The 19,186-nt window shown below is 62.9% G+C and carries 18 protein-coding genes and 1 pseudogene (1 of these 19 cut by a window edge); 8 read left to right on the plus strand and 11 right to left on the minus strand.

The annotated features are described in order from the left end of the window. The 7 genes from AC3WON_RS26985 to AC3WON_RS27015 all read right to left on the minus strand — a co-directional run. Nucleotides 1–974, minus strand: a 974-nt coding sequence (locus AC3WON_RS26985; RefSeq protein ID WP_492353102.1) for a Tle-like phospholipase domain-containing protein, incomplete at its 3' end; no start/stop codon positions are given. A gap of 160 nt (nt 975–1,134) precedes the next feature. Then, complete coding sequence (locus tag AC3WON_RS26990) at nt 1,135–1,905, minus strand: hypothetical protein (protein WP_492353103.1); 771 nt, start codon at nt 1,903–1,905, stop codon at nt 1,135–1,137. 110 nt (nt 1,906–2,015) lie between these two features. Further along, nucleotides 2,016–2,852 carry a hypothetical protein gene (locus AC3WON_RS26995; protein ID WP_492353104.1) on the minus strand — a complete coding sequence of 279 codons (837 nt, stop codon included), beginning with the start codon at nt 2,850–2,852 and terminating at the stop codon, nt 2,016–2,018. After that, nucleotides 2,830–3,810: a hypothetical protein gene (locus AC3WON_RS27000; RefSeq protein ID WP_492353105.1), complete on the minus strand. Its 981-nt coding sequence runs from the start codon at nt 3,808–3,810 to the stop codon at nt 2,830–2,832. The genes AC3WON_RS26995 and AC3WON_RS27000 overlap by 23 nt, the downstream gene beginning before the upstream one ends. A 484-nt stretch (nt 3,811–4,294) precedes the next feature. After that, nucleotides 4,295–4,906, minus strand: a complete 612-nt coding sequence (locus AC3WON_RS27005; protein ID WP_492353106.1) for a hypothetical protein — start codon at nt 4,904–4,906, stop codon at nt 4,295–4,297. Next, nucleotides 4,903–5,766, minus strand: a complete 864-nt coding sequence (locus tag AC3WON_RS27010; RefSeq protein WP_492353107.1) for a hypothetical protein — start codon at nt 5,764–5,766, stop codon at nt 4,903–4,905. Before AC3WON_RS27010 ends, AC3WON_RS27005 begins: the two co-directional genes overlap by 4 nt. A 1,102-nt stretch (nt 5,767–6,868) precedes the next feature. Next, the gene (locus AC3WON_RS27015) at nt 6,869–7,645 is read right to left on the minus strand and encodes an NAD(P)H-dependent oxidoreductase (protein WP_492353108.1); all 777 of its coding nucleotides are present in this window, start codon (nt 7,643–7,645) and stop codon (nt 6,869–6,871) included. An 87-nt stretch (nt 7,646–7,732) separates the two neighbouring features. On the opposite strand from AC3WON_RS27015, the gene AC3WON_RS27020 reads away from it, so the two are divergent. Both AC3WON_RS27020 and AC3WON_RS27025 read left to right on the plus strand, forming a co-directional pair. Then, complete coding sequence (locus AC3WON_RS27020) at nt 7,733–8,626, plus strand: LysR family transcriptional regulator (protein ID WP_492353109.1); 894 nt, start codon at nt 7,733–7,735, stop codon at nt 8,624–8,626. A gap of 105 nt (nt 8,627–8,731) precedes the next feature. Beyond that, nucleotides 8,732–9,118, plus strand: a complete 387-nt coding sequence (locus AC3WON_RS27025; protein ID WP_010810825.1) for a nuclear transport factor 2 family protein — start codon at nt 8,732–8,734, stop codon at nt 9,116–9,118. Between the two features lie 165 nt (nt 9,119–9,283). Here AC3WON_RS27025 and AC3WON_RS27030 read toward each other — a convergent pair whose 3' ends face one another. Beyond that, complete coding sequence (locus tag AC3WON_RS27030) at nt 9,284–9,709, minus strand: RidA family protein (RefSeq protein WP_018315435.1); 426 nt, start codon at nt 9,707–9,709, stop codon at nt 9,284–9,286. A 200-nt stretch (nt 9,710–9,909) separates the two neighbouring features. On the opposite strand from AC3WON_RS27030, the gene soxR reads away from it, so the two are divergent. Further along, nucleotides 9,910–10,425, plus strand: a complete 516-nt coding sequence (gene soxR / locus AC3WON_RS27035; protein WP_492318354.1) for a redox-sensitive transcriptional activator SoxR — start codon at nt 9,910–9,912, stop codon at nt 10,423–10,425. On the opposite strand, the gene AC3WON_RS27040 is transcribed toward soxR, so the two are convergent. Continuing rightward, on the minus strand, nt 10,388–10,768 hold the full coding sequence (locus AC3WON_RS27040) for a c-type cytochrome (RefSeq protein ID WP_492318353.1): 381 nt from the start codon (nt 10,766–10,768) through the stop codon (nt 10,388–10,390). The genes soxR and AC3WON_RS27040 overlap by 38 nt on opposite strands. A 178-nt stretch (nt 10,769–10,946) precedes the next feature. Here AC3WON_RS27040 and AC3WON_RS27045 point away from each other — a divergent pair, with 178 nt between their 5' ends. Continuing rightward, nucleotides 10,947–11,360: a hypothetical protein gene (locus AC3WON_RS27045; protein ID WP_492318352.1), complete on the plus strand. Its 414-nt coding sequence runs from the start codon at nt 10,947–10,949 to the stop codon at nt 11,358–11,360. Between the two features lie 131 nt (nt 11,361–11,491). Further along, nucleotides 11,492–12,151, plus strand: a complete 660-nt coding sequence (locus tag AC3WON_RS27050; RefSeq protein WP_436224698.1) for a DsbA family oxidoreductase — start codon at nt 11,492–11,494, stop codon at nt 12,149–12,151. 78 nt (nt 12,152–12,229) lie between these two features. Here the strand turns inward: AC3WON_RS27050 and AC3WON_RS27055 are convergent, their stop codons facing one another. Next, the gene (locus tag AC3WON_RS27055; protein WP_492353110.1) at nt 12,230–14,518 is read right to left on the minus strand and encodes a nitric-oxide reductase large subunit; all 2,289 of its coding nucleotides are present in this window, start codon (nt 14,516–14,518) and stop codon (nt 12,230–12,232) included. Nucleotides 14,519–14,552: 34 nt separating this feature from the next. Beyond that, nucleotides 14,553–15,266 (minus strand): iron-sulfur cluster repair protein YtfE, encoded by a 714-nt coding sequence (gene ytfE / locus AC3WON_RS27060; RefSeq protein WP_492353111.1) that lies wholly within the window; start codon nt 15,264–15,266, stop codon nt 14,553–14,555. A 151-nt stretch (nt 15,267–15,417) separates the two neighbouring features. Here ytfE and norR point away from each other — a divergent pair, with 151 nt between their 5' ends. The 3 genes and pseudogenes from norR to AC3WON_RS27075 form a co-directional block, all read left to right on the plus strand. Beyond that, nucleotides 15,418–16,983 carry a nitric oxide reductase transcriptional regulator NorR gene (gene norR / locus AC3WON_RS27065; RefSeq protein ID WP_492318348.1) on the plus strand — a complete coding sequence of 522 codons (1,566 nt, stop codon included), beginning with the start codon at nt 15,418–15,420 and terminating at the stop codon, nt 16,981–16,983. Between the two features lie 152 nt (nt 16,984–17,135). After that, entirely contained in the window at nt 17,136–17,564 is a 429-nt protein-coding gene (locus AC3WON_RS27070) for a polyhydroxyalkanoate granule-associated phasin (RefSeq protein ID WP_492318454.1), read from the plus strand. Nucleotides 17,565–17,773: 209 nt separating this feature from the next. Continuing rightward, nucleotides 17,774–19,186 (plus strand): annotated as a pseudogene (locus AC3WON_RS27075) (histidine kinase N-terminal 7TM domain-containing protein); it runs 200 nt beyond the window's last position.

Consider the following 19,186-nt stretch of genomic DNA (forward strand, 5'->3'; position numbering starts at 1 on the left):
GAACTACCATCCCCGAATAATTGACCTGACTGCATGACATCCCGGTCACGGTCATATTGCGTCACGACAGCGCTTGACTTGTCGCGAGCGTTCATTGTCAATTCGGTGTACCCGCCAAAACTGTTTCGCTGCTGAATCAGAGTTTCCCCTGTACTCTGGTCTACGCGAACCCACTGCTGCGTACCGTCAGCGCGCTGGACAACATAGGAATCTTGGCCCTCTTGAATGACGTTCGCCACCGGGCTGGAGCTTAGGCTTCCGAATTGCTCACGCACATTGGCAGGGATAGCCGCAAAATCGGCGTGATTCGGTGGGATTCGGTATTTGCCAGTGGCCGGATCAACGCTGAGCCCTTGCTGCCCAGCAAACAGCGCTCCCATCGTATGGTCCATTCCAAACGTAGCCAAGCCGAATGGGGTTGCTCCCGCAAGCAGAATGGTCTTGAACGCTTCGGGCATAAATGTGCCCGGCAACATCGTGACTTGTTGATCAGTCAGCTCTGAAAGATAGACACCGGCGGAATCCCGACCGTAGTAGAAGGTCGCAATATCGTTCGGCGTACGAATATCTTGTACGTTGTGTCCTGCAGCAACATATCGTGCCAAGGCTGCCTCATAGCCTCCCTCGCCAAAATAGTCGCTATTGATCGTCACCGAGGGGATTGGAAGACTGTTGTAGACCTGCGTATCCAGGTTGTTCTTTAGCGCAAACGTCTGTGCCATCCCACCGCCTAAACTATGGCCGGTAGTCGAGAATGAGTATCCCTCATATATTGGGTCGGCGCGTAGCGCCTCAAGGGCTGTCTGCGCCTGCGCTTGGATCTTGAAGAACTCGCTGGATCCGTTGTTGAGGAGGTCGGACGTCCAATTCGACAGGGCGTCCGATCCCTTGAATGAAAAAACTATCTGATTGTCCGTCGCGTTAATGAACACCTCGAATCGATTCTCGATAGTTCCAGACGCGTTGGTTTGCAAATTCCAATCAACTCCAAATTGAGCAACGCCTTGGACAAGTCCATCTTCTCCCACCCCTTTGGTACATCAACAATGGGGTCTAGGTACGAGTTATTGGCCAGCGCCATGCCGGCATGCTGATCGGGAAGGGAAACTCTGCTGCTCACCATAGCAAACGGACTCAATATGAACAATCTTTCGCGGTTGTGCGCACTTCGGCTGACGCCTCACACGCCGCATTCTTTTCGCGCCAATAACGCTCACGTTCGGCATCGGGCTTTAGAACATAGGTGAATGAACCATCCAAATTACGGCGCGTTCGGCCATCACGAAAAGCTGGCCATACCCAGCGGGCGGGTGATCTGAAAACAAGGCATTGTTTGTTGACCGAGGCCATTGCGTTGTAGAGTGGCTGCGCGTATGAGCAGCGGGATTTCATCCCTCGTTCAAGCCACTCAAGACCCCTCTTCATGTCTTGTTGTTCGCGTGGCAAGTAGACCCCCTTCGTGTATTGCGGAGCACCGCGACCATCAAATAGCATCAACCCCAACGCAATCATCGCGTCGCTCGAGCCGTTATCGGCAGCCTTCTGGTAGAGGTCTCTGATCGCCACTGGGTCACTGATGCGGTGTTCCCCGATCCACCCTTCCGCATTGGCAAGCGCGAATAGATAATCTCCCATCGGATCACCTTGAGCTTGCAGGGAGCGGATCTGTTCAATTTGTTCCGCGCGCAGCTTCGTAATGCGTTCGCGCGTAGCTGCTTGATCAAGGCTGTTCGCCGTTGAAGTGGTTCCACTTACAATTGCCCCACACCCCGCTAGCAATAACCCGCTCACCGCACATACTTGGCATACCGATCGGAAGATGGAAAGGCGACTCCAAGTGCCGATATATGATTTCCAAAATGGAAAGGGCGTTTGCCTGCGTCGGCGCGAACTCGTGAGAAGCATTTACACCCCCGTCTCGAAGGTGGGCACCAAAGAGTCAGCGGCTTCGGTCTTGACGGTGACGATCGATGAGGTAAACCTCGTAGTGAGGCTTGCACGAAAAATGATGTTGCTCATACTGCAAAACTCCTGCTTCGTTCTTGTTTTTGCCAGGGGAGTCTGTCAAAACCCTCGTCACGTTGTTCGCACTGCGCAGAAATGCTGTTACAGCAATGGCGTGGCGCGGCTGCGCGACGTCGATATTGGGCGATTCCCGGGACGCCAATCTGCTCGGCAATTCCATTTGTGTAGCGCTCCCAATAGGTCGTGTTGCGGGAAAGGACACCGGCGCCGTGCTCGGCAAAGTAGTTGTCCAAGGCACCGCCTCGGAGGCCTTGTGCATAGCCATTGGCCTCGACCTTGAGCAGTTGCCGGTCGCTGGCACTCAGGAGCATCTGGTAGCGCTCGGGAATCGGCGCGTCGGGTGCAATGCCATAGGCCGCGCGCAGCGCCTGAAACTCCGCGCGGGCACCCATTACCTCAGTCTGCATGCGCAGCTCGATGTAGCCACTCAAGCGATCTATAGGAGATCGGGACGGGTCGTTCAGGATCTCCATTGACTTCTGGAGTTGCCCAACGCGGGTGTAATGGTCGAGTTCGTGGCTGACGGTTAGGGTGGCCGTCGATGGGAACTTGGCGTTCGGGCCGATGAACCAGTTCGGGTTCAGGGCGATCTCGAACTTACCGTCGTCGTTCGGTATCGGTTTAAAAAATGCCCCGTCCCTCGCGGTGGACACCTCTTGATCGCTTTTTACTCGAACAACTAGATCCGAACCAATGCGGGAGAAATACCCATTAAGTACGGGGTTGCTATTTACTTGCGCAACAAATCCGTCGAGAGCTACCCGGTTAATTCCCTCCGAACGTGCCAGGGTCAAGAATACTGGGTCACCGCTTGAAAACTTCTTCATTCGACACCTTCTTGTTTTCAAACCTCGCGCCAGCACCAATTGCGGCTAGGCAACCATCAGCGAACCACATGGTTACCCCAGCGGTTGACGAGGCAGGGCTGCGAGCAATGAGTCCGCCGCCGGTGCCAATGCCGTGACGGTCCCAACGCTCGCGCGGAACGGGATTCAGTGGCGGCCAAAGTCCCGGGTCGATCGGCAGATCGATGTATCCCTCCACGGCACGACTATCGATGCATTCCAGCTTCCGATCGAGTTCAACCTCGATGCGAGCTCCCCATCTTTCCCTGGGGATATCGTTATCAAAACCCTGATAGACGTAGTAGCCACGCCAGTATCCCCTATCGAACAGTCCGCCTGCTCGGAAGTACTCCTTAAAACTCTGATCTATAGAACCATCGCTCATCCTCGTCCGAAACTCATCGCGCTTCACCGATTTGACGTGAAGGAGATTCAATACTTCTTTGGGATGCGCTAGCAACGCTGGCTCGTAGTAGATTCTCCGCAGAAGATCCAGCAACTCCCTCACCTCCGGCCTTAACCGCTTTGCGCTCTCCTCCTTCGAATAGCCGAGTTTGGCACCCGGAATGACCTCAGGTGGAAGATTCTTGTAGTTCTTTACCCAGGCTGGCGGATAGCAGGATGAAACTCGACGGTGCTCTTTGCCTGTGGCGCTGGAGGGGATGATGTCGGCTTGGTGGATAATTCGCTGCAACCACCGTTCATGCCGACGGCCACAAGCGTCAATGCTGCGTAAGCCAAGACAGGGAATTTCTGGCAGCTTCCGCTTACCCGCCGTCTCAACCAAGTGCTGGTCCTTTCCCGGGTTGGAAATCGCATGTTTGCATAGCTCCCTATTTTTTTTCGCTCGCGCGAGCGAAACGCTCTCGGGAACTGACTCCGATGGGTGATGGTTGCGCAGACCAAACAGCAATGCGCCAACGGTTTTGCTGAGCAACATGATCTATGGAATTGGCAAATAGAGGCTTACGCCCCCTTCCTGACGCATGCATCATACCAAATCCACTTTCCGGACCATGGGGGAATATTCCCCAAGAACCATCCGGAGATTCGGAATAAAAATTATAAGATCAGAAATTAAATTTTTTAATATCGATCAGGGATCGCGTCGGGTGCTGGGCCACAGCAGGATATTGCGGGCGATTGGCCTACTCCCTTATTTATGACAATTTTTTGCATTTGCCCGTGAGATGTACTGCGGCGACGGGCTCCGGAGCACCAGCAGCCCGCAATCGGGGGATGGTCGTTCAGCTTGATGTCGGCCTCGCCCTCGAATGTAGTCGTCGCCGATCCGGTACAGTCGGTACCGGGAATGGAGTTATCTAGGGCGAGTTGCTCGCCAGCATGACGATCCCTATTGGTACCCGGCAAATGGCTTCACCCGGCTCCATGACGCCGCCCTTGCCTTGCCCCCAAGAATTCTTCTAGGGCCTTCTCTGCGCGGGATTCACTGCTCTGCCCGGGTTGAACAGAACTTTGCCAGTCACGGCACCCACCAGGCTATTGAAGCCCTCCGCACAAGCAAGCTGATTCGTAGCGTTGCTTGGCGTAATCCATTCGAGACCGGCCGAAAACACCGACTTGCCACTATCGATGGCGGAACCCAGTATCCCTCGTGCGGTACCGGTATCCCACTCTGTGTGGCCGTTGTCGTAATAGATCTTGCCGTCCAGCTTCACCGGATTCGCAGACTGGGGGAACAGCTTGTTGTCGATTGCGAATTGCTGAAACTCGCCGGCTCGCGCATTCAGCGCATCGCGGGTGATTTCCAGTTGGTGACGTTCCAGCGCAGACAGATTGGGCTCGTTACGCAGACGCGCTTCGTACTGCGTCGCCTTTGCATAGTCCTGCTTGGCGTTATTAAGGAAGTCGTTGTATTGCTTGACGGCAGCGAGCTCATTGAGGCGCGCTTGGGATATTCGCTCTGGTGGTGCCTTATGATCCACCAAATCTTGTGCCGTCGCATTCCATCTGGACACGGCGTCCTGCAACTGATTTGCTTGTGCTTTCCACTGTGTCTGGAGTGTTCCCATCATTCATCTCCAAGCCCAAGTGCAACACATTCATTCAAGGACGGTGACCATTTGGCTAGCTGTTCTGCCAATGCCACATTGTGTGAACTGGGCTTCTTGAGCGGATTGGTAAGCTGAAATATCACCGTGTTGAATTCTGAATAAACTACGTATTTTGAAGCCAACTGCTGCCAGCAATAGAGTCGCTGCCAGTCAGCATCATTCATGATTGGCTTGCGCGCGAGATAAATAGCTATAGACGCGGCGCCACCGTAGCCTTCTCGCTCCGATCGAATTTCCGCATCGAACCCTTCAGCAACATTCCGCGGAAATCCATAAATTCCTCTCAATAAAAAGGAACCCACATTCCGCAAACAGGCGGGATGGCCGAGTTCAGCCCCTCTTCGTAGATAGGCAAAGCCCGTATCAATGTACTTTGCTTCTTTGCCGTTTGGGTCTGTGTCAATCAAGCTCAGGTATAAGCACATAGCCCCCGTATCTCCGCCAGCAGACAATTCGGTAAGTCGCGTCAGTGGGTCCTTTACGGAGTAGCGAATACCGGTGGACGGTTGGAGAACCTGCAGCGTGATATAAGCCAGCTCATACCCGTCCTGAGCCATGGCCATCCAATCAGCCTCACGGCGATTTGTGCCGTCGATGCCCATGTACTTTGGCGAGCCCGTGTTCCAGGCGTACAGCTCGTTGAACAGGTCCCGTTCATACCCCGCTCTCTTTCCTCGCGAAAGCTGCTTCGCCTTCTCGTAGTCAAATGGGGGGAGATCGTGGCGCTCTTGGGCGTGCGCCCAGAGCACGACCGATGCAAGAATTATTGCGCCAGCAAGCAACGCCGCATCAAGCAACCGACGATTCTTGACGAGTCTCATTGGTGAGCGACCAAACATTCTGCATTGCCCCTTCGATTATCTTTCGTTACTGCAACAACCGCCTTTCATGGATGCACGAGTGCCCCCGCCCACGGCAGACCGGGTCATCGTTGGCTGGCAACCTTCGTAGCTTCTCCACAGCGAAATCGAGTCGACATTCTTGCTCTCCTAGCTTGAGTGAACGCACTCATCCAAGGCCACCAGCGATCCGAAACTAGGGTGGAGCGCTAGAACACACCTCCGAGAGTCCGGGCGCACACATCATACCAAGCCCACTTTCCGGACCATGCAGGAATATTCCCCAAGAACCATCAGAAAATTCGGAATATAAATACTAAAATCAGAATTTAAATTCTCTAATATCGGCCAGGGATTGGGTCCGGCGCTGGGCCGCAGCAGGATATCGCGGCCGATTTGGCCTACTCCCTTGTTTATGGCAATTTTTCACATTTTCGCGTGAGATGTTCTGCGGCGACTGGCTCTGGAACACCAGCAGCACGCAATCGAGGGGTGGTCGTTCAGCTTGATGTCGGCCTCGCCCTCGAATGGGGTCGTCGCCGAGCCGGTACAGTCGGTACCAGGAATGGAGTAGTCGAGGGCGAGTTGCTCGCTAGCATGCGATCCCTATTGGTACCCGGCAAATGGCGTCACCCGGCTTCATGACGCCGCCCTTGCCTTGCCCCCAGACTTCTTCTAGTGCCTTCTCTGCGGCGGGATCCACTGCTCTCCCCGGGTTGGACAGAATTTTCCGGTCACGGAAATTGTTTACATTTTTCTCATGAGATAGCCTGCGGAGGGTTCTGGAACGAACCCCAGCAACTCGCAGTCGCGATGATTGTCGTTCGGCTCGGTAGCAGCACCGGCCTCAAAAGTAACGTTGCCGGGCCGGTGCAGTTGATACTGGGATGGCGCTGTCGAGGGCGAACTGCGCGTCAGGAACCTAGGTGCGCGTGTCGATCTAGCGCAAACTCCGGCCAGGGGAAATCGCGCGGCGGTGATGGGGCGGGTAGGTAGGGGATTTGCCCGAGATGCGCACGGTGGCGGCGCGGGCGGATATTCGGGCGGAGAAAGTCCGGCATGGGTGCGGCGAGCGGCCTGCCGCCTATTCCACATGCGCCCCGAACCCCACCGCCCCCGGCGCAACCTCCTCGCGAAGCGTCAGCTGCGGAATCTCGTAGTCCCCCGCGTTCTGCCGCCGGAACGGAATCGGTGCGGTCGTCCCCAGCGCATCCAGCCGCTCGCCCAACTCCTCGCGAATCCGGGCAAAGCGGGCCTCATCAACCTTGCTGGTCCGATACACCAGGTACGGCGGCAGCACGTCAAACCCGGGGTAGTACAGGATGCCGTGGTGGATCGGGAACAAGATGTCGTCGATCGGGCCATTGATCCCGCGCGAGCTGTAGTGCGATTCCCAGCCGCCGGTCGTGACGATCAGCATGGCACGCTTGCCGGCGAGCATGCCCTCGCCATAGCGGTCGCCCCAGCGCTCATCGGAGTGCTCGCCGACGCCGTAGGCAAAGCCATAGGCATAGACACGCTCGACCCAGCCCTTCAGGATGGCCGGCATCGAGAACCACCACAGCGGGAACTGCAGGATGACGGCGTCGGCCCAGTGCAGCTTGTCCTGCTCACGCGCAATGTCATCGCTCTGCAGCCCGTTTTCGAAGGCATGTTTCGAATCCAGTGACGGATGGAAGGGCACGTTGGCCGATGGCGCCTTGGTGTCGGCGGCGTCGAGCTGCGACTTCCACTGCATCGCATACAGGTCCGAGACCTGGACCTGGTGCCCGGCATCGCGCAAGCGCTGCACGGCAAAGTCGCGGATCGCACCGTTGAGCGACCTCGGTTCGGGGTGGGCATAGACAAGCAATACGTTCATGACAGCGGCTTCCAATGATTGAGTGAAGCCAGAATAGGCCGTCGTCCGCTATATTAGAAATGAATATCCAATATCCCAGGTATTGTCATGACTAATCTCAGGCGGCTGGACCTGAACCTGCTGGTGACGCTGGATGTGCTGCTGTCCGAGCACAACGTGACCCGCGCGGCCCAGCGGCTGCACCTGTCGCAGCCTTCGGTCAGCGTGCACCTGTCCAGGCTGCGCGATTACTTCGGCGACCCGTTGCTGTTGCCGGGCCCGCGCGGCATGCGTCCCACCGCCAAGGCCGAATCGCTGCGCGGGCCGTTGCGCGAAGCGCTGGGCGCGCTGGAGCATGCGGTTTCGTCCGATATTCCGTTCGATCCCGCTGCCTCGACCCACACCTGGCGCGTGGCCGCGACGGATTACGGCGAATCGACCATCGTGCTGCCGGCGCTGCAGGCGCTGCGCATGGCGGCGCCCGGCGCGCGCCTGGCCGTGGTCGAGATGGTGCCGCCGCGCATCGCCCGGCAGGCCGAGCGTGCGGAACTGGACCTGGCCTTACACACCACCGATGGCTCGCCGCCGGGCCTGCACCGGCGTGCGCTGTTCACCGAGCGCTATGTGTTGGCGGGCCGCGCCGGCCATCCGCGGCTGAAGCGGCGGCCCACGCTGGCGCAGTTCTGCGCGCTCGACCACGTGATCGTGTCTCCGGACGGCGGCGGCTTTTACGGCGTCACCGACGAGGCGCTAGCACTGACCGGCATGCAGCGGCGGGTGGTGCTTTCGGTGCCCCACTTCCTGTTTGTCACGTCGGCCGTTGCCAGCACCGATCTGGTGGCGATGCTGCCCGAGCGGTTGGTGCGCGGCGTGCCGGGACTGAAGGTGGTGGAACCGCCTGTCGAAGTGCCGGGCTATGAGATGTCGATGTTGTGGCCAGAGCGCGTGCATCGCGATCCGGCGCACCGCTGGCTACGTGAACTCATCGCCACATCGGTCTAAGCGGCGGCGTCCTGCACGTTTGCATACAAAACTGGAATACAATCAGCGCTTTCAACGTGCGGCATGAGGTGGTAACCCGGTGCCGCCCCAGTTTTGGAGGAGACCATGACGTATTCAGAAACGGGCCTGACTTCCCGCCACGTGGCCGCGCTCGCGCCAATCGAGGATTACCTGCAGGGCCATATCACCGGCAAGGCCGAGTTCATGTACAAGGCGTTTGCCGCCGATGCGCGCATCGTCTCGTTCCGTGATGGCAAGCTGCATTCGCTGACGGTCGAGGAATTCGCCTCGGCGCGCTGCCCCGGCCATCCCGCGGCGGACGAGGCGCAGCGCAAGCGCTTTATCACGCAGTTCGATGTGGTGGGCAATGCCGGTGTGGCCAAGGTGGTGCTGGAGTATCCGGGCGTGACCTTCACCGACTACATGACGCTGCTGGAGATCGACGGCGTCTGGAAGATCGTCAACAAGACTTTCAGCGCCGCACCGCGCTGAAGATGGGACAGCCGCTGCGGCAAAGCGCCGCAGCGGTGCAGCCCAGGCCTGCTTTGCGGCTGCAGGCAATCCTGCCTTTGGCATCGGCCCGAAGAACATTGCCTTCATCCGCCCGCGCCCGACCACGCGCGCCACTTCGGCGATCACGCAGTCGTTGAGTTGCGGTCAGCCCGGCAGCACCGCGGTCGCTTCGATCTCGAACAACATGTTGTCCAGCGCCAGCCGCGGCACCGGGATCAGCGTGCAGGCCGGCGTCGGCTTGTCGCCCCACATCTCGCGCAGCGCCGCGCCGAAGGTGCGCAGGCGGTCGTGCGAGTGGTCGACCACCAGCACCGTGAGCTTGGCCACATCGCCCACGTCGGCGCCTGCCGCTTGCAGCGCGATGCGCAGGTTCTGCATGGCGCGTGCCACCTGGCGCGGAAAATCGAGCGGCAGGCAGCCGGCCGCGTCCTCACCGCCCTGCCCCGCGATATAGACGATGCGGGCCGGGCCTTCCACCATGGCCACATGCGAATAGCCGTTGGGCCGCGGGTCGTACAGGCCCTCGGGATTGATGAGGCTCAGCGAGGGATTGGGGCGGGCAACCGGCATGTTGGGCATTGAAGGCAGCGCGGGCATAGCGGGGGAACGCAAGGATGAGGGCGAGAACGGGAACATGGTCATCAGCTCTGTATTTGAGGCGTGGCGAACAGTGGAGTCGCAAGTATCAAACCTCAACCTAGCTTTAGGTCAAGCGCAGCCTTGGTGGTAGCATGGACATTCCTCCGTTCCACTGGTGTCTTCCACTGCCGATGGCTTCCGCGAACAACCTCCCCTCACCGCGCCGACGCCGTGCCGCGCCTTCAGAAGAACTGCTCTCCATCGGCGAAGTCGCCGCGCGCACCGGCATTGCCGTATCCGCCCTGCATTTCTATGAATCGCGCGGCCTGATCGCCAGCACCCGCAGCGGCGGCAACCAGCGCCGCTATGCGCGTGCCGTGCTGCGGCGCCTGGCCGTGATCCGCGTGGCGCAGCGCATGGGGCTGCCGCTGGCGGTGATCTCCGATGCCATGCAGAAGCTGCCGGACGGGCGTGCGCCCACTGCGGCCGACTGGCGCCGGCTGTCGGCCAGCTGGCGCGATGACCTGGATGAACGGATCCGCACGCTCACGCAATTGCGTGACCAGCTGGATGGGTGTATCGGGTGCGGGTGTCTGTCGTTGAAGGATTGCCCGTTGCGGAATCCGCATGACGCGCTGGCCGGGGAAGGGCCAGGGCCGCATTTCCCGCCTACTGCAATGTCTGCAGGTAAGCCAGCAGATCGCTGATCTGCTTGTCGTCGCTGAGACCCCAGAAGCGCATCTTCGTGCCAGGCACGACCTTGCCGGGCGAATGGATGAAGGCACGCAGCGTGTCATGCGACCACACCACCTTTGAAGCGCGCATCGCTTCCGAATACTGGAAATCACTGGTGCCGCCCGCGGCACGGCCGAAGATGCCATTCAGCTGCGGGCCAAAGCCTGCGCGCGCGTTGCGGCCGACGTGGTGGCACGAGGCGCAGCGCGTGGCGAACAACGCCTTGCCGGCCTGGATATCGGCGGCGGCAGTGGCTGCGGTGGGGATGACGGTGAAGGCGGTCAGGGCCAGCAGGACAAAGGCGGTACGGCGCATGGAGCAGCTAGGGAAGGGAAGAGCTTCGGCAACGGGGTTGCATGATACAGGCGTAGCCAAGAGGTCCCGGCCCTGCAGCAGGGTTACACCACGTCACACTTGCAACACTTCGCGCGCCCCATATTACAGGCCCGCCCCCTACAGTGAGCCCATGTCCAACGCCCCTTGGGAGGCAACCATGAAACGAATCATCGCAATGGCGGTAGCAGGTGGTGCAATGCTGGTGGCCAGCGCCGGGGCGTACGCCGGTGTGAATATCGATATCGGCATCGGCGTGCCGGGCGTGGTGGTGGCCCAGCCGGCGCCGGTCTATCGTCCAGCCCCGGTCTATGCCCCTGCGCCGGTGTATGCGCCGGCTCCGGTTGCCTATGCGCCCAGCCCGGTAGTGGTGGCACCGCGCCCCGTCGTGGTGGCGCCGGTCCCGGTACGCTATGACTATGACCGCGGCTATCGCAGGGACTACCACCGTGGCTACTACCGGGAAGGCTACCGCGAAGGCTATCGGGACCACCGCCGCGACTGGCGCGAGCGCGAATGGGCACACCGTCATGGCGACAATGACGGCCACGGCCACGGGCGCCGCTGGGACTGACGGGTACTGATGGGGCGGGCGCGCGGCCACGGCCGCGGTGCCCGCCTGCAAGGATTCGCCAGTCAGGCTACCCTGTCGGCAGTTTCCAGATCCGGACCGGGGCCATGCCCCTGCCCACGCCAGGAGTAGCCATGCCCCAACCCATCAAGATCGACTTCGTCTCCGACATTGCCTGCCCCTGGTGCGCCATCGGCCTGTCTTCGCTGCAACTCGCGCTGCAGCGCCTTGGCGATGCGGTGGATGCCGAAATCGTCGTGCATCCGTTTGAACTCAACCCGGGGATGCGCCCGGAGGGCGAGGCGATCGTCGATTATCTCGGCAGGAAGTACGGGCGCACCCCGGCGCAGATCGCAGAGACCCAGGCCATGATCCGCGAGCGCGGCGCCGGCGTGGGCTTTCCGTTTGGCGAGCGCACCCATGTCTACAACACCTTCGATGCCCACCGGCTGCTGCACTGGGCGGGCCTGGAAGGCAAGCAGCTGCCGCTGAAGCTGGCGCTGCTGCGCGCTTACCATGCCGACGGCAAGGACCCGAGCAATCACGAGGTGCTGGTCGAAGCCGCGCAGGCCGTTGGCCTGGATGCCGCGGCGGCGCGCAAGGTGCTGGACAGCGATGACTATGCCGATGCGGTGCGCGCGGAAATCCAGGAGTACCAGCGCATGGGCATCCAGTCGGTGCCATCGATCATCTTCAACAACCGCTACCTGGTCACCGGCGGGCAGCCGGTGGAGGCTTTCGAGCAGGCCATCCGGGAAATCGTAGCCGAGGCGCAGCAGGCGGGGAACAGTTGAGCCGCCACGCATCGGCAGGATAAAAAAAGCCCGCCCGGAACCCCGGGCGGGCAAGCACTGCCTCTCGCTCCCTGTCTTTCAACGTGCCGCCGTCTTCATCCGCGCCGGCACCGCATCCGCCGCCACCGGCGTACGATTCGCCAGCCCCAGCACCACCTGCCAGGCAAACGACACCGCGCCGACGATAAACACCACATCGCCGAAGGTGCGCACCCAGCGCAGGGTCTGCAGGATGGGCTGCTGCATGAAAGCCTCGCTGCGCGCATACCAGGTGCCATGCTCGACGCTGGCCAGGAACTGGATGATGCCGATCGGCAGCAGGCTGGTGCCGATCATCAGCACCAGGCCGAGGTTCAGTCCCCAGAAGGCGGTCTTCATCAGCGTTGGGCTGAGCCGGTAGGCCGGACGCACGTAGCGCAGCACCAGCAGCGTGAAGCCCAGCGCCAGGAACCCGTACACCCCGAACAGCGCGGCATGGGCGTGCACTGGCGTGGTGTTCTGCCCCTGGATGTAGTACAGCGCGATCGGCGGGTTGATCATGAAACCGAACACCCCGGCGCCCAGCATGTTCCAGAACGCCACCGCGACAAAGCACATCAGCGGCCACTTCAGGTCTGCCATCCATGGCGCGCGCCGCTTCAGGCTCCAGTTCTCCCAGGCCTCATGGCCCAGCACGATCAGCGGCACCACTTCCAGCGCGCTGAAGGCGGCGCCCACTGCCATCACGGGCGTGGTGGTGCCGGCAAAGTACAGGTGGTGGAAGGTGCCGGGAATCCCGCCCAGCATGAACAGCGAGGCCGAGGCCAGGCTGGCGGCCGTTGCCATCGGGCGCGACACCAGGCCCAGCGTGGAGAAGATGAAGGCCAGCGCGGTGGTGGCAAAGACTTCGAAGAACCCTTCCACCCACAGGTGCACCACCCACCAGCGCCAGTACTCCATCACCGTCAGGCTGGTGCGCTCGCCGTAGGCCAGGCCCGCGCCGTAGAACAGGCCGATTGCCACCACCGACGAGGTCAGCAGCGCCAGCAGGTTGCGGTCGGTGCCGCGCGCGCGCAGCGCCGGCAGGATGCCGCGCATCATCAGCACCAGCCAGATCAGAATGCCGGCGAACTTGCCGATCTGCCACAGGCGGCCCAGGTCGACATACTCATAGCCCTGGTGGCCCAGCCAGAAGTTCAGGTGGGCCGGCAGCTTCTGCGCGATCGCCAGGTAGTTGCCGGTGAACGAGCCCACCACCACGACCACCAGTGCCCAGAACAGGATGTCCACGCCCAGGCGCTGGTACTTCGGGTCCTTGCCGCCGTTGATCAGCGGCGCGAGGAACAGGCCCGCGGCCAGGAAGCCGGTGGCGATCCAGAACAGCGCGCTCTGGATATGCCAGGTGCGCACCAGTGCGTACGGGAACCACTGCGACACATCGATGCCGTAGAACTTCTGGCCCTCGACGGTGTAGTGCGCGGTAAAGCCGCCCAGCAACACCTGGAATACGAACAGCGCGACCACCAGGAACAGGTACTTGCCGAGCGCGCGCTGCGACGGCGTCAGCGCCACGGACAGCAGCGGGTCGCGCGCCGGCGCCTGCGGCGGCGCTTCTTCCTTGCCGCGCAGGAAGGCCCACGCCCACACCAGGAAGCCGACACCAGCCAGCAGCACCACCACGCTGATCACCGACCACACCACATTCTCGCTGGTGGGCTGGTTGCCGATCAGCGGCTCGTGCGGCCAGTTGTTGGTATAGGTGGCCTCATGCCCCGGGCGCGCGGTCGAAGCGGCCCACGCGGTCCAGAAGAAGAACTGTGTCAGTTGCTCGCGCCGTTCGGCGCTAGGCAGCGTGTTCTCCTTCATCGCATAGTGCTCGCGCGTGGTGTGCAGCGCCGGCGCGTCGGAGAAGAGCTGGTCGTAGTAGGCCGCGGTATTGGCGATGGCCTGCGCGCGGCGCTTGGACACGGTCAGCACGTTGGTGTCCGGATCCGTGGCATTGCCGCGATATTCGGTGCGCAGCTGTTCGCGCAGCGCGCCTTGCTCCGGCGCGGTGAGCTTGGCGAAAGGACGGCCGTAGGCGTCCTGTGCGGCCAGGTCCAGCCACGCAGTCAGCTCGCGGTGCAGCCAGTCGGCGGTCCAGTCCGGCGCCTGGTAGGCGCCATGGCCCCAGATCGAGCCGAGCTGCATGCCGCCCACGGACTGCCATGCGGTCTGGCCGTCGAGGATGTCGTCGCCGCTGAAGAGCGTGCGCCCGTCGCCCACGACAACCTTGGCCGGAATTGGCGGGGCCTGCCGGTACACCTCGACGCCGTAGTAGCCGAGCAGGGAGAACGTGACCGCCAGAACGGCGATCAGCAGGAACCAGAGTCTGCGGTAGGAACCCATGATGCGAAGTCGTTGGTTATGGTGGCGGGTGGGCTCAGGCGTGCGTCGAGCAACCGCAGCCAGTGGCTTGCGCGGCGGCGGGCGCCGTGGCAATCTCGAACAGCACGTTGTTCTCCAGGTGGATGTGTTCCATCAGGTCTTCGCGCAGCGTGCGCAGGCCCAGGTAGAGCGCGCGCCAGGTATTGCAGGCCGCGCGCGGCAGCGTGATGTCGTTGGTCAGCGCCGCCAGCCGCTGCAAGGCCACGCCGTGGTCGTCATGCTCGGCCCGCATCACCGTGATCGGCCGGCCCGCGGCGGCATGCAGGCCGCGCGACAACATCGGGAACAGCACCTGCTCTTCCTTCTGCATATGCGTTTCCAGCTCGCCCAGCATCTCGCTCAGGTGATCGGCCAGGCCAAGCGGGCAATCGGGCCGGTCACCGTGCACCTGCTCGACGCGCCGCGCCAGGCGGATCAGCTCGGGCAACTGCTCGCGATGGCGCGCATGGAAGCGCGTGAGGATATGGTCGATCAGCTCGGCCGGCGCCGCCGTGTTCCAGTCCTGCGCCGACGGCCCTTCGTCCTGCAGCGCGCGCAGTTGGGCGTCGATGGTGCCGACGACAGCCGCATCGAGACCCTTTTGCTGCGCGGCGTCGCGCAGGGTCTGCTTGCCTCCGCAGCAGAAGTCCAGCCCGTAGTCGTGGAAGATCCGGGTGGCACCAGGGATCAGGCGGGCCAGTTGGCCAAGCGAGTGGTCCTGCAAGGTCATGATGGTTGCTCCATGTGTAAGTTATGCCTGCACGACTTACGCGAGGAGCGTGCCTGAAAAAAATCTATCCGGATCAATGGGTTGAAACACTGACGGTAACTAATACCCTATACTTCTCGCGGTACTTATCACCCTGACGGTATTTTTAACCATGCTACCGAGCGCGATGTATCCCGAGTTGCTGGCCGACCTTGTCACCGACCTGCCGCATGCGGTGCGCCTGCAGCGGCTGGTCAGCATGCTGCGCACGCATTTCCGCTGTGGCGCGGTGGCGCTGCTGCGGCTGGAAGAAGACCACCTGCGCCCGGTTGCGGTCGATGGCCTGGTGCGCGATGCGCTGGGCCGGCGCTTTGCGGTCGGCCTGCACCCGCGCCTGGCCGCGATCCTGGCGCGGCGCGGGGTGACCTGCTTCCATCACGACAGCATGCTGCCCGACCCATACGACGGCCTGATCGACGAGCACGTCGGCGAGCCGCTGCCGGTGCACGACTGCATGGGCACCAGCCTGGCCGTGGACGGCCAGCCCTGGGGCGCGCTGACGCTGGATGCGCTGGCGATCGGCACCTTCGATGCCGCGGCCCAGGCCGAGCTGCAGCGGCTGACGGTGATCGTGGAAGCGGCCATCCGCACCACCCGGCTGGAAGGCGAGATCCGCGCACTGCAGCTGGCACGCGGCACGCCCGAGGCCGACGAAGGCACGGCCCAGCATGGCGACATCGGCGGCGAGATCATCGGCCAGAGCGAGGCCATCGCCAACCTGCTGCATGAGCTCGAAGTGGTGGCCGATACCGACCTGCCGGTGCTGCTGCTGGGCGAAACCGGCGTGGGCAAGGAGCTGTTCGCGCACCGGCTGCACCGCCAGTCGCGCCGGCGCGCGCAGCCGCTGGTGCATGTCAACTGCGCGGCGCTGCCGGAGTCGCTGGCTGAAAGCGAGCTGTTCGGCCACGCGCGCGGCGCGTTCTCGGGCGCGACCGGCGAGCGCCCGGGACGCTTCGAGGCCGCCGACGGCGGCACCCTCTTCCTCGATGAAGTCGGCGAACTGCCGCTGGCGATCCAGGCCAAGCTGCTGCGCACGCTGCAGAACGGCGAGATCCAGCGGCTGGGCTCGGACCGCCCGCGCCGCGTCAACGTGCGCGTGATTGCCGCGACCAACCGCAACCTGCGCGAGCATGTGCGCGACGGCTCCTTCCGCGCCGACCTGTACCACCGCCTGTCGGTCTACCCGATCCCGATCCCGCCGCTGCGCGAGCGCGGCAACGACGTGCTGCTGCTGGCCGGGCGCTTCCTGGAGCTGAACCGCGCGCGCCTGGGGCTGCGCAGCCTGCGGCTGTCAGGCGGTGCGCAGGCTGCGCTGCGCAGCTACCGCTGGCCCGGCAACGTGCGCGAGCTGGAACACGTGATCAGCCGCGCGGCGCTGCGTGCCGTCAGCCGCGGCGCGGGCCGCAATGACATCGTGACGCTGGAGCCTGAACTGCTCGACCTCGACGGACTGGAAGTGCCCGCGGCACACCATGCCGGCGCCGGCATGGCCAGCGCGTTCGCCGCCCCGGCGCTTGCCGCAGGCATCACCCTGCGCGACGCGGTCGAGCAAACCCAGCGCGCCTGCATCGAACAGGCATTGAAGGACCAGGGCGGCAATTGGGCGCAGGCAGCGCGCCAGCTGGGTATCGATGCCAGCAACCTGCATAAGCTGGCCAGGCGGCTGGGGTGCAAGTAATTGACACACTAGGGTGCCAGGATGCCGGCATGGCGATGCGCGCCGTTACCGCATAAGCTAGTCCGGGTGTGCCGCCGCCCGTATCGCGGTATCGCCGTGTGCAGCAACTGCCGCCCCGCTGCGCGCACGCCCCACCACCGGAGATCCCCGTGATGATGACCGCAACGCAAGTCTTCTGGCCGCTCGGCTTCTGGCCGTTTCCCACCTTCTTCTCCGGCGCGCACCAGGTCGAGGCCATGCAGGCCGACTTGGCGGACAACTGGCGCCGCATGGCCGAGCTCAACCTGGAGTTCGCCCGCACCATGTATGAAGAATTGCAGTTCGATGCCATGGGCTCGATCCTCGCGCCGCAGCCAGAGGCCTTCTACGCGCGCGAGATTGCCTGCGAGCTGCCGCTGATCGGCGGCCCGCTGCACTATGCGTCGGCCATGCTGGAACTGTACGCGCGGACCCAGCAGAAGTGGATCGATGGCTGGGGCCACCTGCTGACGCGGGGCCTGATGCCTGACTGGCAAGGCATGCAAAAGGACGTCACCGACGTCCCCTTCTGGCTGGTCCGCGAAACCCCGCGGCCGGCATGACCCGGCCGCCCCCGCCTTGCGCCGTCGCGGCGATCATCCCGATCGGTTCGCCCGGCGCCAGGTAGTGGCGCGCGCGCGCCCCTTGCCTGCCACCTGTTGCATCGGCGCACCCACTGCCAAGCCAGCCGCGCAGCCCGGTATCATGCTGGCTGACGAGATCGCGGATCGCCGGAACCAACGCCCGGGTCTCGGGACGCGCTCCGCCTTCAATGCCCTCATATTCCCTGGTTCTCCTGCTTACCGTCGCCGTGGTCGCCTGCATCGGCATGGCCATCGCCACCTGGCCGCGGCGCGACGATCCGACCGTCCAGGCGTTCCTGGTGCTGGCATTCGGCGCGGCGACCTGGAGCGGCGGCCGCCTGCTCGAGATCAGCTCCACGGACCTGGAAGGGCGCATCCTGTGGGCCAAGATCCAGTACCTCGGGATCGTCGCCGTGCCGATCGGCTGGCTGGTGGCGATGGTGCACCTGAGCCGCCCGCGCTATGTGGTGCCCTGGTCCAGGCTGTGGCTGCCCGTGCTGGTGGCGGTGGTCACTGTGGTGATGGTCTTCACCAACGAGCGCCACCGGCTGATCTGGCCGCGCATCACGCTGATGCCTCCCGGCGTATTGCCGGGCGCGGTGTTCGACCACGGCATCGGCTATGCCGCGGTGGCGGCCTGGTCGTACCTGCTGCTGGGGGTGAGCCTGTATTTCCTGGTGACGGCTGAAGTGCCCAATGGGGCCTTGTCGCGGCGGGGCCGCGCCATCCTGGCGTCGGGCCTGGCCCTGCCCCTGGTTGCCAATGTCGCCTACCTCAACCGCTGGACCGGGCCGCTGGGCGGGGACCTGACGCCGGCGACGTTCTCGCTGATGGCGGTGCTGGTCTGGTTCTGCGCGCTGCGCACGCACCTTGACGATATCGGCCACTACGCCCGCCTGCGGGTGTTCGATGCCCTCAGCGAGGGCTGCGTGATCGTCGACAGCCACGGCGTCATCGTCGAATTCAACCCGGCCGCCGCGCAGCTTTGGCCGGCCCTGCGCCGCGGCGACCCCCTGCCCTCCGGCTGGGAAGCCGCGCTGCAGCACTCGCCTGCCGAGACTGCCAGCCTCGCGGCCACGCCCTTCGTGCCGCCGGGCGCGCCCTTCGAGCTCACCGTGGAGCGTGTCGCCCGCCTGGACGGCAGGCAGATCGGCAGCCTGCTGTTTTTGCGCGACATCAGCCGCTTCCAGTCGCGCGAGCTGGCCCTGACCGCGCGGCTCGGCCAGACCGAGGAGCAGTTGTGGCAGGTGCAGGCCGACCTGGACATCGACGCCCTGACCGGCATCCGCAACCGGCGCTACTTCCAGCGCGAGTCGATCGCGGCCGTGACCCGGGCGTGCGAGCGCAACCAGGCGCTGGGCCTGCTGATCCTGGATGTGGACCAGTTCAAGCAATACAACGACCTGCATGGCCACGTGGCCGGCGACGACTGCCTGCGGCAGATTGCCGGCGCCCTGGCCCGCACGCTGTCCGGCGAGCAGTTCTGCGCCCGTCTGGGCGGCGAGGAATTCGCGGCGGTGCTGCCCGGCGCCACGCGTGAAGAGACCCGTGACGTGGCGCGCCGCATGGTGGCCGTTGTGCGCGATCTCGGCATCGCGCAC

The organism is Cupriavidus sp. FW305-46 (assembly GCF_058787075.1).